This window comes from Pseudomonadota bacterium, from assembly GCA_041395565.1.
GTDB lineage: Bacteria > Pseudomonadota > Gammaproteobacteria > UBA9214 > UBA9214 > UBA9214.
Map to the genome: position 1 here is coordinate 175,455 of JAWLAI010000002.1, position 15,255 is coordinate 190,709.

Annotated in this window: 15 protein-coding genes; 8 read left to right on the plus strand and 7 right to left on the minus strand. The window is 65.3% G+C overall.

The window, feature by feature from the left end:
• Positions 1-591 precede the first annotated feature (591 nt).
• Both R3F42_00835 and R3F42_00840 read left to right on the plus strand, forming a co-directional pair.
• Positions 592-1,413 (plus strand): class I SAM-dependent methyltransferase, encoded by an 822-nt coding sequence (locus R3F42_00835; GenBank protein ID MEZ5540567.1) that lies wholly within the window; start codon positions 592-594, stop codon positions 1,411-1,413.
• Positions 1,414-1,777: 364 nt separating this feature from the next.
• A complete protein-coding gene (locus R3F42_00840; protein MEZ5540568.1) occupies positions 1,778-2,152 on the plus strand; it encodes a hypothetical protein in 375 nt (124 codons plus the stop codon).
• A gap of 111 nt (positions 2,153-2,263) precedes the next feature.
• Here the strand turns inward: R3F42_00840 and R3F42_00845 are convergent, their stop codons facing one another.
• A complete protein-coding gene (locus tag R3F42_00845) occupies positions 2,264-2,599 on the minus strand; it encodes a hypothetical protein (protein MEZ5540569.1) in 336 nt (111 codons plus the stop codon).
• 131 nt (positions 2,600-2,730) lie between these two features.
• Here R3F42_00845 and R3F42_00850 point away from each other — a divergent pair, with 131 nt between their 5' ends.
• Positions 2,731-3,975, plus strand: a complete 1,245-nt coding sequence (locus tag R3F42_00850; GenBank protein MEZ5540570.1) for a multidrug effflux MFS transporter — start codon at positions 2,731-2,733, stop codon at positions 3,973-3,975.
• A 104-nt stretch (positions 3,976-4,079) separates the two neighbouring features.
• Positions 4,080-4,577: a rhodanese-like domain-containing protein gene (locus tag R3F42_00855; GenBank protein ID MEZ5540571.1), complete on the plus strand. Its 498-nt coding sequence runs from the start codon at positions 4,080-4,082 to the stop codon at positions 4,575-4,577.
• A gap of 41 nt (positions 4,578-4,618) precedes the next feature.
• Here the strand turns inward: R3F42_00855 and R3F42_00860 are convergent, their stop codons facing one another.
• Complete coding sequence (locus R3F42_00860) at positions 4,619-4,921, minus strand: hypothetical protein (protein ID MEZ5540572.1); 303 nt, start codon at positions 4,919-4,921, stop codon at positions 4,619-4,621.
• Between the two features lie 177 nt (positions 4,922-5,098).
• Between R3F42_00860 and R3F42_00865 the strand changes: the two genes are divergently transcribed.
• The 3 genes from R3F42_00865 (at position 5,099) to R3F42_00875 (ending at position 8,056) form a co-directional block, all read left to right on the plus strand.
• Positions 5,099-6,640 (plus strand): glutamate synthase-related protein, encoded by a 1,542-nt coding sequence (locus tag R3F42_00865; GenBank protein MEZ5540573.1) that lies wholly within the window; start codon positions 5,099-5,101, stop codon positions 6,638-6,640.
• Positions 6,641-6,805: 165 nt separating this feature from the next.
• Positions 6,806-7,387, plus strand: a complete 582-nt coding sequence (locus R3F42_00870) for a carbonic anhydrase (GenBank protein MEZ5540574.1) — start codon at positions 6,806-6,808, stop codon at positions 7,385-7,387.
• 240 nt (positions 7,388-7,627) lie between these two features.
• On the plus strand, positions 7,628-8,056 hold the full coding sequence (locus R3F42_00875; protein ID MEZ5540575.1) for a hemerythrin domain-containing protein: 429 nt from the start codon (positions 7,628-7,630) through the stop codon (positions 8,054-8,056).
• A 68-nt stretch (positions 8,057-8,124) separates the two neighbouring features.
• On the opposite strand, the gene R3F42_00880 is transcribed toward R3F42_00875, so the two are convergent.
• Positions 8,125-10,017 carry an ATP-binding protein gene (locus R3F42_00880; protein MEZ5540576.1) on the minus strand — a complete coding sequence of 631 codons (1,893 nt, stop codon included), beginning with the start codon at positions 10,015-10,017 and terminating at the stop codon, positions 8,125-8,127.
• A 581-nt stretch (positions 10,018-10,598) separates the two neighbouring features.
• Here R3F42_00880 and R3F42_00885 point away from each other — a divergent pair.
• Positions 10,599-11,357 (plus strand): ankyrin repeat domain-containing protein, encoded by a 759-nt coding sequence (locus R3F42_00885; protein MEZ5540577.1) that lies wholly within the window; start codon positions 10,599-10,601, stop codon positions 11,355-11,357.
• Positions 11,358-11,447: 90 nt separating this feature from the next.
• Here R3F42_00885 and R3F42_00890 read toward each other — a convergent pair whose 3' ends face one another.
• The 4 genes from R3F42_00890 to R3F42_00905 are packed head-to-tail and all read right to left on the minus strand — an operon-like array spanning position 11,448 to position 15,201.
• Complete coding sequence (locus R3F42_00890) at positions 11,448-12,095, minus strand: DUF1614 domain-containing protein (GenBank protein MEZ5540578.1); 648 nt, start codon at positions 12,093-12,095, stop codon at positions 11,448-11,450.
• A gap of 52 nt (positions 12,096-12,147) precedes the next feature.
• Positions 12,148-13,263, minus strand: a complete 1,116-nt coding sequence (locus R3F42_00895; GenBank protein MEZ5540579.1) for an ABC transporter permease — start codon at positions 13,261-13,263, stop codon at positions 12,148-12,150.
• Positions 13,260-14,195, minus strand: a complete 936-nt coding sequence (locus R3F42_00900; GenBank protein ID MEZ5540580.1) for an ABC transporter ATP-binding protein — start codon at positions 14,193-14,195, stop codon at positions 13,260-13,262. Before R3F42_00900 ends, R3F42_00895 begins: the two co-directional genes overlap by 4 nt.
• Before the next feature lie 22 nt (positions 14,196-14,217).
• Entirely contained in the window at positions 14,218-15,201 is a 984-nt protein-coding gene (locus R3F42_00905) for an HlyD family efflux transporter periplasmic adaptor subunit (protein MEZ5540581.1), read from the minus strand.
• Positions 15,202-15,255 lie beyond the last annotated feature (54 nt).

Sequence of the window (15,255 nt, forward strand, 5' to 3'; positions counted from 1 at the left end):
CTTCCTGCCTCACGCGGCACTCGTACATCCCTGTACAGCGCAAGGCGCAACGCACAGCACAGTACGTACTGTACGGGCAGGCGGTGCAACACGAGAGGACGGGATTTCGGTCGCAACCCCTTGGGACCGGACGATTATGCGCCTGGCCGTGTTCCGGCTCTTCCATGTGGCTATGGCTACACCGCGCGCGCCGCGCCTTGCCAGGCGCAAAAATCGCCAGGGTGGCTGCCACGGGGAAGTATGAGATAGGTTCTAATACAAACGCATTAGTGCGTAATAACTAGTACATCTGATACAACAAGTATTCTGTACACCACAACCTGCATTCATTACCCTGTTCTCAAACGGTAACGATATTTTGTGCACCCGGACTGGCGACGCGGTCCTGGCAGCATAGGAGAACAACCCCGCACCACGCAGCAACTGTAACAAGCCGCTATGCCTGTCGCGACACTGACAGACGCCGGTTCTTCGATGCCCGGCCCAGTGCGGCCACGGGAACCTGATCTCAAGGGTCATTCGAAGCAGGTACGCGTCTATGCGCAACCTACCATGGCGTCGTCGGAACTGATCGCAACTGGAGGAACCGGAATGAACGAGTGGGGTAGCGAGATTGCCAATGGCAGGCGATTCGAGTTCGGCAGGAACTGGAATGCCTTCCTTTCCATCCTTGATGAATCCCGGATCAGGGAGGCAGAGAATTCGCTGCGGAAAATGCTGGGCCTTGAATCAATGACCGGCCTGACATTCCTGGATGTCGGTTGCGGCAGCGGCTTGTTCAGCCTGGCTGCTCGACGACTGGGCGCAATCGTGCACTCATTCGATTTCGATCCGGATTCGGTTGCCTGCACCAGGTCATTGAAGCAGACCTTCTTCCGTCACGATGACCATTGGCGCATCGATGAGGGCTCGGCGCTGGATACGGCTTATCTTGCCGGACTGGGAAAGTCCGATATTGTCTATTCCTGGGGCGTGTTGCACCACACTGGCCAGATGTGGGCGGCCCTGGAGAATGTCAAGTCGCTCGTGGCGGATGACGGGATACTGTTTATTGCGATTTACGACGATCAGGGCTGGAAATCCAGGGCCTGGTGGAAGGTCAAGCGCATCTACAACGGCGGCACGGCAGGAAAACTGCTCGTGATCACCGTCTTTGTTCCGGCCTTCGTCGTGAAGGGGCTGCTGTTTGATCTGCTCAAGCTGCGTTCGCCGTTTGCCCGTTACCGGGAAAAAATGCAGCAGCGGGGCATGTCCATGTACTATGACTGGATCGACTGGCTTGGCGGCTTTCCATTCGAATTTGCCAAGGACGAGGAGGTCGTTAGGTTTTTTTCCAGGGACGGGTTCCGGCTGGTAAAGTCGAATAAGCTGAGAAAGATGAACGAGTTTGTATTCAAAGCCCCTGCCAGCTGAAGGGCGCGCTACAGGTCAGCATCCGGATTCCTAAGGTGTGGTATTTGCGCCGAAGAATCGCTAGGCTCTGCCACCCATGTGCCAGATGCAGTATTCACTTCACGTTGCCTTCTATTCGTACAGCCACACCCGCCTGACCTGCAGCGTCGCGCTGTGCCCGATGGCGGGGCCGTTCTCCATGCATGCACGCCTGGGGAGCAACTGAGATCTGCACCCTGATTCCTGTCTGTCACTGTCTTCGTTGCAAACACAGAGGGTGAGATTTTTCGCAATTCTGCTGTTCATTGCAGCCCTCGCCGGGTGTTCTGCGCTGCAGCAAACCTGCGGGATTCCTGCAACGGATCTGTCCTGGCTGCAGATCGGGATGACCCGGGCCGAGATAGAGGCCAGGCTCGGGCCTGAGGCTGACAGCAGTGAGCTGACCGAGGACGGCACAACCGTTCGTTACTACTTCGATCGTGGCTATCATCCACCGGCACACGACAATCCGCTGTGGTGGCCCTTGGCCGCAGCCGGCTGGGAAGCGATGAATCTCGGATCACTGGGGACGCGCTCCTACTGGGAACGTCAATGTCAGCGGGCGCTGCTGGAACTTCGCTACGACCCCGCCGGCCAGCTAGTCGGAGCAGGCGCGCAGCTATCCGACCTCGGCTGGCTGAATCGAGGCACGCAGGAAATCTGCGACCGCATCCGTTCACATCTGCGTCCTGCAACGCTCGATATCAAGTCAAAGCAATGATGCCAGCAGCCGCAGCCGCCAGGTCCCGGTGCGATGCTGCGCTGGTCAGTCGGTCGGAGGCGGTAGCGGCCTACCGTCGTAACAGGCAAGGACGCTGTTGCTACGCTGGCTTCATTCGTCATGGCCCCCGTGGACCTGCGCCGCCGGTGTTTTGCCGCAATTGACAAAATTGCCCAGCACGCCGATGCAGTGATAGATATCGGGGCTCATGTCGGTCTCGAAATGGCTGAACAGCAGGTAGTTGCTGCGTTTGCTCAGGTTGGTGAGCATGGTGCCGGCCAGCCCGCCGAAGATCGATGCCATTCCCCTGCTCAATTCATCCTTGCCCTGTGTATCCTCTACGACCTGCTGGCGTAGATGCTCGCCATAGTCGTCCAGGGTGGGATTGGTGGCCAGCATGACGCCGATCAATACGACGACCAGCAACTCGATGAGTCGGGATTTCACGGACTATTCCTCGTTTGCAGACCGTTCTGACGGTCGCTTGCCAGGCACAGCATAAAGGGCCTGGATACAAGAAGCCAATCAGATTATCAGTCATAGAAAATGCGCTGCAGAACCGCTAGGCTCTCTTATCCATGACCCAGCCGCAGCCTTCACCTCACGATGCCGACGCTCCCCGCCCGGGCATCCACACCCGCCTGACCTTCATCGTCGCGCTGCTCTCGATGGTGGGGCCGTTTTCCATCGATGCCTACCTGCCATCCTTTCCGGACATCGAGACGGCGTTCGGGGTCAGCCGCGCGGTGCTGAGCCAGAGTCTGTCGGTCTACCTGGTGGCATTCGCGGCCTCGACGCTGCTCTGGGGGCCGCTGGCCGACCGCTACGGGCGCCGCAGGGTGATCATGGTCAGCCTGTCGCTGTACATGCTCGCATCCCTGGGCTGTGCACTGGCGGACAGCGCCGCTGCCTTCATCGGCTGGCGCACGCTGCAGGGCCTGGCGGCCAGCGGTGGCCTGATCGCGGGGCGGGCGATGATCCGCGATGCGCACGACGCGGCGAGCGCACACCGGGCAATGGCACAGGTGACGCTCGTATTCGCACTGGCGCCGGCCATCGCGCCGGTGCTGGGTGCCTGGCTCCACGATCACTACGGCTGGCGCAGTGTGTTCGGGTTCCTGGGCCTGTTCGGCGCTTTGCTGCTTGGGATGACGCTGCGGATCCGCGAGACCCTGCCCGCATCACAACGCCAGTCGGTGCAGCCGCTGGCCGTGGCACGTGTGTACTGGCGGACGCTCAGGCACCGCTGGTTCCTGCCGCTGGTGCTGAGCCTGGGGTTCGCCTTTGCCGGCCTGTTTCTCTACATCGCCGGCGCACCGACGGTCATCTACGATTTCCTCGGCCTGGGCACCGACGATTTCGCCGTCCAGTTCGTCCCCATGGTCGGCGGCCTGATGCTGGGCGCGTTCGCCTCCGGCCGCCTGTCGCATCACCTCACGCCCGCGCGTATCGTCAGTATCGGCTTCGGCGTGCTGGCGGCAGCGGTCGTGCTCAACCTCATCCAGGTACAGCTGACCGCTGCCAGTGTCCCGTACACCGTCGGACCGCTGGTGTTCTACGCCTTCGGTATGGCCATGCTCATGCCCGCACTCACCATCCTCGCGCTCGATTGTTTCCCGCATCATCGCGGCACGGCGGCCTCGGTGCAGGGTTTCTTCCAGATGCTGATCAATGCCGCCGTTGCCGGCGTCGCCGTTCCCGCGCTGCACACCCAGCGCGCCCATTTCGTGATCGGTCAGGGCGTGTTGCTGTCGCTGGCGCTGGCACTGTGGATCGTCGCCTGGCGCAGGCAAAGCGCCGGGTTGCGCGTGCAGCCCTCATGACCTCAGCGCGCGGACGCCGGGTCTCGTATCCCGGCGCAAGATGTGCTCTGATAAGCTTCCGGCCCTCCACTATGCCGGAACATCTGAACAGGAGATCCGCCATCATGAAACGCCCGCTTGAAACCCTGCTGCTGTTGCTCGTAACGACCTTCGCGACGCCGGCCTGGTCCTACGACAAGGCGCTCGCGGCCAGTTACGCGACGCTGTTCGCACCGGTGCAGGGCGCCGCTGCCGGCAAGGCCCTGCACCTGATGCCGCCGGACGTGTTCGTTGCCAAGGTCAAGGCGCAGGAACCGCTGGCGGTCATCGATATCCGGACACCCGCCGAGACCGCCTTCTACAGCATGACACTGCCGGATTCCCTGGTCATTCCCACGAACGAACTGTTCACCGAGCCCAGCCTGGACCGCATACCGACGGACAAGACCGTGGTGATCATCTGCGCGTCCGGTACGCGGGCCGCGGCAGTCGGCACTGCGCTGCGGCATATCGGTTTCGACAACGTGTACGTGCTGAAGGGCGGCTTCAAATCGCTGACCGCGTACCTGGGCGTGACAGAGGCAAACGCGCCACCCGCTGCCAAGGCAGCGGACAAGCAATAGCCGGGCAGGGACGGGCTGCGCTGGCCCGGTGACCGCGCGGGTCAGTACAGGAACCGGTCGAGCAGCAGCACCGCCAGCGCCGCGCCGAGGATCCCGGTCACCATGGTGCCGAGATGGTTATCGCGCAGCCCCCGCAGGATCCAGTAGCATTCCAGTCCGATGAATGCCGCCGCCGCACCGTAGGCGATGAGCTTGTCTTTCGGTTCGAGACCGGTCGTCAGGATCAGGATAACGTAGCAGGCGAATGCGACCCCGACCGGGACCAGTGAATTGATCCAGACGGGTATATCTGCTGTGCTTGCGGCGCTTGCAGGCCGCCCGCGATTGTTATTCGAGTTTTGCATCACTGCCAGCCCCCTGTGCAGCAACCGGAAAGAGTATAGCAAATAAATGGCAGGGTGCATGCCTGCGCGCCGCGGGCAACGGCCGTGCCGGGCAATACATGCCGACGGGTTTTCCCGGCCGGCGCCAACCGGTACCCTGAGCCGGTCGGGGGATCCCGCAGCAGCCCAGGAGTCGTCATGAAACACCCGATCGTCGCCGCCAACAAGCCCGTCATGGTCGAGCTGGAACAGGGCCTTGAATACCATTTCTGCGTCTGTGGCCGTTCGCGCAAGCAGCCATTCTGCGACGGCTCGCATAGCGGCACAGCTTTCACGCCGCAGGCTTTCGTCGCCGCCGCGGACGGCGCGGCCTTTCTGTGCGCCTGCAAGCACACCCGCAACGCGCCCTTCTGTGACGGCAGCCACCAGCAGTTCACGGACGCGCAGGTGGGCAGGGAGGGGCCGGGCATTAGCGACGCGGCGGATGCGGTGCCGCCGGTACACGCCACGGCCGAGGAACCGACGGTGGAGTTCATTCATGCCCTGGCGCGCGACGGGCTGACCGGCTTCGGCCGGCATGGGCCGATTGCGGCGATGGGCGTGCCGCGCGAGCGGCTGCCGCACTGGGACGACATCCAGATCATGGTCGCGCAGCTCGCGCGCCGGCCGCTCGCCGAGGATGCGCCGGTCGGCACGGAACTCGTGATCGGCCCACAGGCGCGGCGGCCGCTGCGCCTGGCGCTCCCGCTGTTCGTCTCGGACATGAGCTTTGGTGCGTTGTCGGCGGAGGCGAAGATCGCGCTGGCCCGGGGCGCCGAGCTGGCCGGCACCGGCATCTGCTCGGGCGAGGGCGGCATGCTGCCGGAGGAGCAGGCGGCGAACAGCCGGTATTTCTATGAACTGGCCAGCGCGAAATTCGGCTACCGCGAGGAACTGCTGGAGAAGGTGCAGGCGTTCCACTTCAAGGGCGGCCAGGCCGCCAAGACGGGTACCGGCGGGCACCTGCCCGCGGCGAAGGTCACGGCACGGATCGCCGCGGTGCGCGGCATTCCCGCCGGTGCGCCCGCGGTTTCTCCACCAACCTTCGCCGATCTCGAGACACCAGCGGACTTCAGGCGCTTCGCCGACCGCGTGCGCGAGATCAGCGGCGGCATCCCGGTCGGCTTCAAGCTGAGCGCCAACCGCATCGAGCACGACATCGGATTCGCACTCGCGGCCGGCGCGGATTACCTCATCCTGGACGGGCGCGGTGGCGGCACCGGCGCGGCCCCGCTGCTGTTCCGCGATCATATCAGCGTGCCAACCATACCCGCACTGGCGCGCGCCCGGCGTTACCTCGACCGGGAAGGTGCCAGCGGCCGGGTGACGCTCATCATCACCGGCGGTCTGCGTGTGCCGGCGGATTTCATCAAGGCCTTGGCGCTCGGCGCCGACGGCATCGCACTGGCAAACAGCGCAATCCAGGCCATCGGCTGCGTTGCGGCGCGGATCTGCCATACCAACAACTGTCCTTCCGGCATCGCCACCCAGCAACCGCAACTGCGCCGGCGGCTGGACGTCGATGCCGCCGCACAGCGCCTGGCCCGCTTCCTCGGTGCCTCCGTCGAGCTGATGCAGGTGATGGCCCGGGCCTGCGGCCATGCGCACCTGCGCGAGTTCTGTCCCGAGGACCTGGCGACCTGCAGGCCGGAGCTGGCGCGGCTCGGCGGGATACCGTTCGCGGGTGTCGTGCCGGAGTAGCCCGCGCTGCGCATTGCGTCCGTAGCGACGGGGTCCTGACACCGTCAGGTACGCTCGTAGCCTGTCTATACTGTCAGCAGCGGCGAGTTCGCGCACCTTCCTGACACGACGCGCCGGATCACTTAACGGACTGATCCTCGGGGGCTTACCCCAGGGAGGTGCATCATGAGCAAGGTGGTGGATGAGGTACTTTCGGCAAATGCCGGTTATGCTGCGAATTTCGGTGACAAGGGCAGGCTCCCGATGCCGCCCGGACGGCGTTTCGCGATCCTGACGTGCATGGACGCGCGGCTCGATCCGGCGAAATTTGCCGGGCTGGCGGAAGGGGATGCCCATGTCATCCGCAACGCGGGCGGACGGGCCAGCGACGATGCCATCCGCTCGCTGGTCATTTCACACAAGCTGCTGGATACGGCGGAGTGGTTCGTTATCCACCATACCAACTGCGGCATGGAAACCTTCACCGGCGACATCATGGCTGGGCTGCTCGAGAGCAGCCTGGACACCGCCATCATCGACGCCGGCGGCTGGCACGACAACGGTGCCGGGCCGGGCTCGACCGAGGGCCGTTACATCAACTGGCTGACCATCGCCGACAATGCGACCAGCGTGGTCGAGGACGTCAGACGCATCAAGGCGCACCCGCTCGTCCCCGGATACATACCGGTCTACGGCTACATCTACGACTGCGGTACGGGGAAACTGGTCGAGGTGCCCGCGGCCTCGGCGGCGGGCAAGGCGGTCTAGCCTCTGCTGCAGTGCCGTGCGCCCGCCACTGCACGGCGACGGCGCAACGCGAGCTGAAGAATACTGCATAACTTGCTGTTCTGCGGCAAGTGGTGGCGCCACATTGGGTTGTTTACAACAGCTGCGAATGCATTTAAAACGGTGCAGACCAGACGGTCGGCCAGCACACTGGCAAGCGCGGCGTCCGCGCGCTGCAATCGATCATCCAGTACCAGATCTGCGACAACCGGGAGCATAACGATGGAAAAACTCGACTGGCACTCGTGCTACGAGATCGGTGTCAAGTTTATCGACGACGACCACAAGAAGATACTCGCACTCATGCGTCGCCTGTACGCGGCGGTCGAGCAGGGCGATTGCGACAGCTGCCTGCTGCTGTCGAACGAGATCCTGGTCGAGACCGCGGCACACTTCATGCGCGAGGAAGCCTATCTGAAGAAGATCAGATACCCGGACCTGGAGGAGCATATTCGTTACCACATGAACCTGCTGGTGCAGGCCGGAACATTCAAACGCATCTGCCGCAACACCCGCAGCGAGCAGGATCTGGAAAACTGCCTGAATGCCATGGAGGAATTGCTGGTTGACGACGTCCTGGTCGGGGACATCCGCTTCAAGTCCTTTCTCGAATACGAGGGCCACATCCGGCCGTCGCGCTACGGCGGCTGACGCAGGCTGCACCGCCAGGCGCGGCTGTCGGGGGTGCAGCCGGGGTTGCAGGTGGCGAGTGTTTCCGGTCAGCGCGCGGGCGGCCTGGACAGCAGCTCGACGACGGCCTGGGGGGCGACCGGCTTGGTCATGTGGAGATCGAACCCGGCGTCCCTGGCCTGTGCGCGGTCCTCGTCACGACCGTAGCCGGTGATGCCGACGATCAGCGTCTCGGTCAGCCCGGCATCGCGCAGTGCCCGGCACACCTGGTAGCCGTTCAGGGCAGGGAGACCGATATCCAGCAGCACGACATCCGGGTGCTCCCGCAGCGCGGTGTCGATCGCCTGACGGCCATCATGGACCGTGGTCACGTCATGTCCCGCCAGGCCGAGCAGCAGGGACAGGCTTGCTGCCACGTCCCGGTTGTCATCCACCAGCAGGACGCGTCGGCCGGTCACCGCCAGTTCCGGCGGTGTCGCCGTCGCCGCCGGCGCCGGGATCGCTTCCGGCAGGCAGGGCAGATGGACGATGAACTCGCTGCCCTTGCCGAGACCGGCGCTGTGCGCCTCGACCCGGCCGTCATGCAGCTCGACCAGCAGCTTCACCAGCGCCAGGCCGATACCGAGGCCGCCTTCGGTGCGGTCCAGATTGCGCTCTCCCTGGAAAAACAGGTCGAACAGGTTCGGCAGCGCGTCGGCTTCGATACCCCGGCCGTTGTCCTGCACGCGGATAAGGACCGCGTCAGCACCGGCGGCGGGCGCGACGTGTTCGCCGGTCAGGTGCAGCGTACCGCCGTAATCGGTGTACTTGGCCGCGTTGCTGAGCAGGTTGCCGATGACCTGGGTCAGGCGGGCGGCATCCCCTTCGACCCGGATCGGCCGCTGCGGCATCGTCACCTCCAGCCGGTGACCGCGCGACTCGATGAAGGGCAGGGCGGTTTCGACCGCCTGGTGGATGATCGTCGACAGGTTGAACCGCGCCTTGCGCAGCTTGATCTTGCCGCGCGAGACGCGCGAGATGTCCAGCAGGTCGTCCACGAGCTGCACCAGGTGCTCGACCTGGCGCTCGATCATGCCGGCCGCATGCGCCAGGGTCGCGTTCTGCGCGTGGGTCTGGCAGACGACCTGCGCGGCATTGCGGATCGTCGCCAGCGGGTTGCGCAGTTCGTGGGCCAGCATGGCCAGGAATTCGTTCTTGTGGCGATCGGCGTCGACCAGCGCCAGTGCGGCCAGCTTGCGCCCGGTGATGTCCTGGGTGATGCCGAAGCCGCCGCTCAGCCGGCCGTTGTCATCGTGTTCCAGGTATGCCTTCTCCCTGACCCATTTGACCTGGCCGTCCACGACGATCCGGTGTTCGATATCGTAGGGTTCGCCGTCCAGGGCGGCCAACCATTTGCTGTTCACGTAGTCGCGGTCGTCCGGATGCACGCTATCCAGAAACGTCTCGTAGGTCAGCGGCGTGCCTTCGGGTATGCCGAAGATCCGGTGGTTTTCCTCGGACCAGGTCAGCACGTTGCGGCCGACATCCAGCCGCCAGCTGCCGATCTGGCCCACGGCCTGCGCCCGGTTCAGGTCGGCTCGGCTTTCCTGCAGCGCCTGCCGTGCGAGCACGCGCTCGGTGACGTCCTCCGTCAGGATCAGGATGCCGCCGATCTCTCCCGCGTCGGTCAGCCACGGGCGCACTTCCCATTTGACCCACTGCGTGGCGCCTTCGCTGCGCACGAACGGGTCTTCCTCGTGACTCAGGATTTCACCCGCCATGCCCCGGCGATGCACCGCCTTCCAGCGTTCGGGAATCTCCGGGAAGACCTCGTAATGCGAGCGTCCGATCAGATCGAGATCGGGCGGCAGGTGGTAGTCACGCAGCCAGCGGCTGCTGGCCGCGAGATAGCACATGTTGCGGTCGAACATGGCGATGCTGACCGGTGCCTGTTCGATGAACGCCCATAATCGCGCTTCGCTGGCACGATGTCTTTCATCCATGACGCGGTGGTCCCGTTTTCGGGCGGCTGGCTGGCCGGCCGGGGGGCGGCGGTTGCAGCGCGGTTGCGTACTGCGCCGGACGTGCAGTTGCAGTGGCTGTTTTCAATCATGCCTCCGGTCGCCGGGTGACCAGGCATGCGGTCAATGGACCTGTTGGCAGACCGGGCAGGCGGCGGTCAAGCAGATGCCGGCTGCCCTGTTACACAGTACCGCATGATAACACAGCCGTTGCGGCTGCATGCGACGAAAAACCTGTAGGATCCCAGTGTTTCTATGCCGCATGACGGCGAATCGCAGATCCGGTGTAACGCCGGCTACGTAGATCTACGAATAGCAATCGCGCCTTATCGGCGTAATCTGGTCGGCAGCCGAAGCCAGAGACGTACCTCGACAGACTGCCACCGGTGCCTGGCTGCCAGGCGCACGGGCCGAGCCAATGAAAGATTATCGACAGATTCTGAAACTGCTGCTGTTGCTGTCCGTGACCTCTTCGTTCGTTGTCATCATCATCCTCGAAACCATGCGCTGAGCAGGATCTGGCGCGCCGGCCGCCTGTCTGGCCCAGTATTCGTGAAGGACCTATGAAACACATCGTAAGGGAACTGAAGTATCTCGTTTTGTGGCTTGCCGCCAGCGTCGCCGTCCTGCCTTTCGTGTTCTGGTGGCTGGCGAGCCTGGGTTACCTGATCCTGCCCGGCACCGATGCCATGACGGCAGCGGCCACCTACCTGCATTTTTTCCAGCACCTGCTCGAGCCACTGCCGCTCGCCGCCCTGTTGCTGCCATACGCGATGTTCATCGGCGCCAGGCTGCTCCAGGAGCCGCCGCGGGGCGCACGTGCAACTGCAGCCCAGCCTGAGGGCGCGTGCAGCGAACCGGTGCGGCTGCTGCGTGACGGGGACAGGCAGGCTGACCGCGATAGCGCGGAGCAGCCGCCAACCCTGCACCTGGCCGCGCTGAGCGGCAATACCGACATGCTGCTGGGGTTGCTGGAACAGGGCGCGGATTTCAATGCCCGTGACCGGGCCATGGGCTATACACCACTGCAGATCGCCGCGATGCAGGGGCACGCCGCTGCCTGCGAAATGCTGATCCGCTACGGTGCGGCGCCCGACGCCGTGACGAATGCGTACGATACGGCGCTGCACCTGGCGGCGGAGGCGGGCCATGCCGAGGCGGTCGCCACCCTGCTGAAGTACCGGGCCAGTATCGGTATCAGGAACGGCGCCGGCCTGACCGCGCAACAGCTGGCACAACAGGCCGGGCATGCCGACGTGGTCAGACTGATGGAACAGCTCGTCAGCGACGAATGGCCCTATCTCAGACTGGTGCGCAGCTGAGGCGGCGACTCCGGCCCGATTCCGGCGCCGACCGGCCAGTCGGCCAGCGGCAGCGGACCCCGGCGGCTGCCTGCCCGGGTAGCTGTCCCCTTATGCCAGCAGCGCCGCGACGATCCCGGTGATGAAGATGCCGTCGAAGGTACCCGCGCCGCCGATCGCGGCGCGCGGGGCGCCGAGCTTGCGGATATCGCCGAGGCGCAGCAGGTCGGCCCCGATCAGCACACCGAGCGTACCGCCGATGTAGGCGAGCGGGGCGGCGTGTTGCGGATTGATCAGCAGGGCGATGATGGCGGCGGTCAGCGGTGCGACCAGCATCGGCATGGCGATGCCCAGGCGCGGAACGGGGCGGCTGAGTCGGTAACTGACCAGGCTCACCACGGCAATGGCCGCTACCAGTTCGAGCACCGGCAGGGGATTGCGCGCCACCAGGTAGACCGAGAAACACACCGGGATGATGCATCCGCCCACGTTGACCGCGATCAGGGTCGTGCCGTCGAACGGCAGCTGCAGCGGCTGCAGCCAGGCGGGCAGGGGCGGCGGCGGTTCCGCCGGTTCCTCGGCCGCGATTCGCACCAGCGGCAGGTTGATGCCGCTGCCCAGCAGCGCGCCCAGCACCAGTGTCATGGCGGCTGCCGGCGACAGGCCGAGCTTGTCGAAGGCGATCGCCAGCAGGTTGATCTGTAACAGCGCGATCAGCGCCGCGAGACCGATCAGCAACGGCAGCATCCGCGCCGGCATCAGCGTCCCTCCACCGGTGCAGCCAGGACGATGTCGCGCCTGCGCTCCGGCATCAATCGAGCCGCTTGCTGAAGCGCAGCACCGCGATGCCCATGGTCAGCAGCAGGAATGCCGCCAGTGCGTACAGCTCGGAGGCCATCATGCCCAGTTCCGCGCCGCGCAGCATGATGCCGCGGATCAGGCGCACGAAGTGCGTGAGCGGCAGCGCCTCGGCAATCACCTGCGCGGCACGCGGCATGCCGTCGAACGGGAACATGAAGCCGGACAGCAGTACCGAGGGCAGGAAAAAGAAGAATGTCATCTGCATGGCCTGGAACTGGGTCTGCGCCAGCGTGGAGATGAGTAGCCCGAGGGTGAGGTTGGCGGCGATGAACAGCAGCGCGGCGAGGTAGATGTCGGTCACCTGCCCGGTCACGGGCACGTCGAACAGCCACATGCCGACCAGCATGATGAGCGTCACCTGAACCAGGCCGATCGCCACGAACGGCAGTACCTTGCCGATCATCAGTTCCAGCGAGCTGACCGGGGTATTGATCAGCATCTCCAGATTGCCGCGCTCGCGTTCGCGCACGATGGCGACCGCGGTGAACATGGCCATGGTCATGGTCAGGATCACCCCGATCAGCCCGGGTACCACGAACACGGCCGAGCGCCGCTCCGGATTGTAGAAGTTGCGCACCTCGAACAAGGGCACCAGCGGCGGTTCATGACGGGCAGTGTCCTGCTGCAACTGCATCCCGGTCAGGCCGCGTGCAGTACCGAGTACGATGGGGTCGCTGCCGTCGACCAGCAGCTGCGCGGCGGGACGTCCGTCGCGGCTGCGCCGTTCCTGCAGGCGCTGCTCGAAGTCGCGCGGGATGACGACGCCGACCGCAATCGTGCCGCTGTCCAGCAGCGCCTGCAGCTCGGCGCCGGTCTGCACGGAATGCGTTACGTCCACGACCTGGGAGGCCTGCACGTCGGCCACCAGCTGGCGCGAAAGCTGGGTCTGCGCCGCGTCGGCGATCCCCGCGTGCAGGTGGCGCACGTCGGTATTGATTGCATACCCGAACAGGATCATCTGCATCATCGGTATGCCGACGATCATGGCCAGGGTGAGCCGGTCGCGCGCGAGCTGCGCCACCTCCTTGCGCATGATCGCGAACAGGCGCATGAAGCAGGGTTTCATGTGTGCGCCGCGTGCGGCCCGCGACCGGACAACCGGGTCGCGGTGACGAATACGTCTTCCAGGCTGGGGGTGGTGATGCCCACCCCGGCCGTGATACCGGCGTGCGCGAGCGCCGTGCGGACCGTGTCCTCCGGCGCCGCCACCTCGCGGTATAGCAGCACGCGCAGGTGCGCCCCGATCTGTGCGATGCTCAGCACCTCGGGCAGCGCGTGCAGCGCCGCGCGCACCTGGCGGTAGTCGCGCGCCTGCACCTCGACCACGGTGGCGGGCATGTCCGCCATCAGCCGTTGCGGCGAGCCGTCGGCGCGGACCACGCCATGGTCGAGTATGGCGAGGCGGTGGCAGCGCTCGGCCTCGTCCATGTAGTGCGTCGAGACGAGAATGGTGGTGCCGGCGTCGACCAGGCGGAACAGGTTCTCCCAGAAATCGCGCCGGCTCTGCGGATCGACTGCGCTGGTCGGCTCGTCCAGGAACAGCAGTTCGGGTTCGTGTAGCGTCGCCGCGGCCAGCGACAGGCGCTGCTTCTCGCCGCCGCTCAGTGTGCCGGCGCGCTGCCGGGCGCGGTCTTCGAGGTGGTAGTCGGCGAGCAGCTGCGCGATCCGCGGCTTGCGGCGCGCGGGTGGCAGACAGTAGATGCGGGCGATGAAATCCAGGTTTTCCCTGACGGTCAGGTCGTCGTAGAGCGAGAAACGCTGGGTCATGTAACCGATCTTGCGCTTGAGCGCCTCGGCCTGCTCGGGCATCCGCAGGCCGAGCACGGTGGCGCTGCCGGCACTCGGCGTGAGCAGGCCGCACAGCATGCGGATGGTGGTGGATTTACCCGAACCGTTCGGACCGAGAAAGCCGTAGATCGTCTCGTGCGGAATCTCGAGGTCGACCGCGTCGACCGCCGTGAGGGCGCCGAAGCGGCGGGTCAGGCCGCGTGTGACGATGGCAGGCTCCGCTGCAGGTGCCTCATTCACCGGCTGGCCGGGCATCGAAGGTGACCTGCAACGGGATGCCGGCCGGCAGACCGTGTGCCGCGGCGTCCTCGAGTTCGACCTCGGTCAGGTAACTGAGCCGGGAACGGTCGTGCGCCGTGAGCGAGTAGTACGGCGTGAAGGCGGGATCGGCGCTGATCCTGCGGACACGGCCGCGGAAGGCCTGGTCGATCCCATCGACCTGTACCGTGGCGGCGCTGCCCATGTGCACCTCGGCTCGCAGCGGTTCCGGCAGGTAGACCCGGGCGTACGGGGCCTTGCCGGCGAGCAGTACCGCGACCACCGCCCCGGCCTGCGGACGCTCGCCCGGTTCCAGCGGCAGGTCGTCGATGAGCCCGTCCGCCGGTGCCTGTACCGTGAGCCGTTCCAGGCTGACCCGAAGCGCCCGCGCCGCCGCGGCCGCCGCATCGCGCGCGGCGCGGGCCTGGTCGAGTTCCTCGGCCGTCGTGCCGTGCACGCGTTCAGCGAGTACCGCCTTGGCCGCGTCACGCGCGGCGAGCGCGCTGTCGTGCGCCGCCCGTGCACGATCGAGATCCTGCGGGCTGAGCAGATTCTTGTCCACCAGGGGGCGCACCCGGTCGAGCTCGTGGCGGGCGCTGGCGAGCGTGCCCTCCGCACCCTCGAGCTGCGCCCGTGCCTGCGTGATCAATTCGGTGCGCGGACCCCGCCTGAGTTCGGCCAGGCGCGCCTCCTGCTGGGCCAGCAGGGCGTCGGCCTGGTCCGTCTGCGCCTGCAGGCGCCGCGTATCCTGACGCAGGATGACCTGGCCGGCAGTGACCCGCTCGCCCTCGCGCACCTCGATGCGTTCGATCGGTTCGGCCGCCTCGGCGGTCAGCTCGATGCGGTCCCATTCCAGCGTGCCGACCACCGCGAACTCGCCGTTGTCACGGCAGCCGGACGCGGCGAGCAGCAGGGCCAGGGCAGGCAGCAGGGGACGGACGATGCGGGCGCGTATCATGTGACGGAAACCGGTAGGTACCTGATGCTGCAACCGGCCGGACGACGTGCCGGC

Excerpts from the sequence above, each read along its gene's own strand:
- R3F42_00835 (MEZ5540567.1), top strand. The coding sequence starts at position 592 with ATGAACGAGTGGGGTAGCGAGATTGCCAATGGCAGGCGATTCGAGTTC.
- R3F42_00840 (MEZ5540568.1), top strand. The coding sequence starts at position 1,778 with ATGACCCGGGCCGAGATAGAGGCCAGGCTCGGGCCTGAGGCTGACAGC.
- R3F42_00850 (MEZ5540570.1), top strand. The coding sequence starts at position 2,731 with ATGACCCAGCCGCAGCCTTCACCTCACGATGCCGACGCTCCCCGCCCG.
- R3F42_00855 (MEZ5540571.1), top strand. The coding sequence starts at position 4,080 with ATGAAACGCCCGCTTGAAACCCTGCTGCTGTTGCTCGTAACGACCTTC.
- R3F42_00860 (MEZ5540572.1), bottom strand. The coding sequence starts at position 4,921 with ATGCAAAACTCGAATAACAATCGCGGGCGGCCTGCAAGCGCCGCAAGC.
- R3F42_00865 (MEZ5540573.1), top strand. The coding sequence starts at position 5,099 with ATGAAACACCCGATCGTCGCCGCCAACAAGCCCGTCATGGTCGAGCTG.
- R3F42_00870 (MEZ5540574.1), top strand. The coding sequence starts at position 6,806 with ATGAGCAAGGTGGTGGATGAGGTACTTTCGGCAAATGCCGGTTATGCT.
- R3F42_00875 (MEZ5540575.1), top strand. The coding sequence starts at position 7,628 with ATGGAAAAACTCGACTGGCACTCGTGCTACGAGATCGGTGTCAAGTTT.
- R3F42_00880 (MEZ5540576.1), bottom strand. The coding sequence starts at position 10,017 with ATGGATGAAAGACATCGTGCCAGCGAAGCGCGATTATGGGCGTTCATC.
- R3F42_00885 (MEZ5540577.1), top strand. The coding sequence starts at position 10,599 with ATGAAACACATCGTAAGGGAACTGAAGTATCTCGTTTTGTGGCTTGCC.
- R3F42_00890 (MEZ5540578.1), bottom strand. The coding sequence starts at position 12,095 with ATGCCGGCGCGGATGCTGCCGTTGCTGATCGGTCTCGCGGCGCTGATC.
- R3F42_00895 (MEZ5540579.1), bottom strand. The coding sequence starts at position 13,263 with ATGAAACCCTGCTTCATGCGCCTGTTCGCGATCATGCGCAAGGAGGTG.
- R3F42_00905 (MEZ5540581.1), bottom strand. The coding sequence starts at position 15,201 with ATGATACGCGCCCGCATCGTCCGTCCCCTGCTGCCTGCCCTGGCCCTG.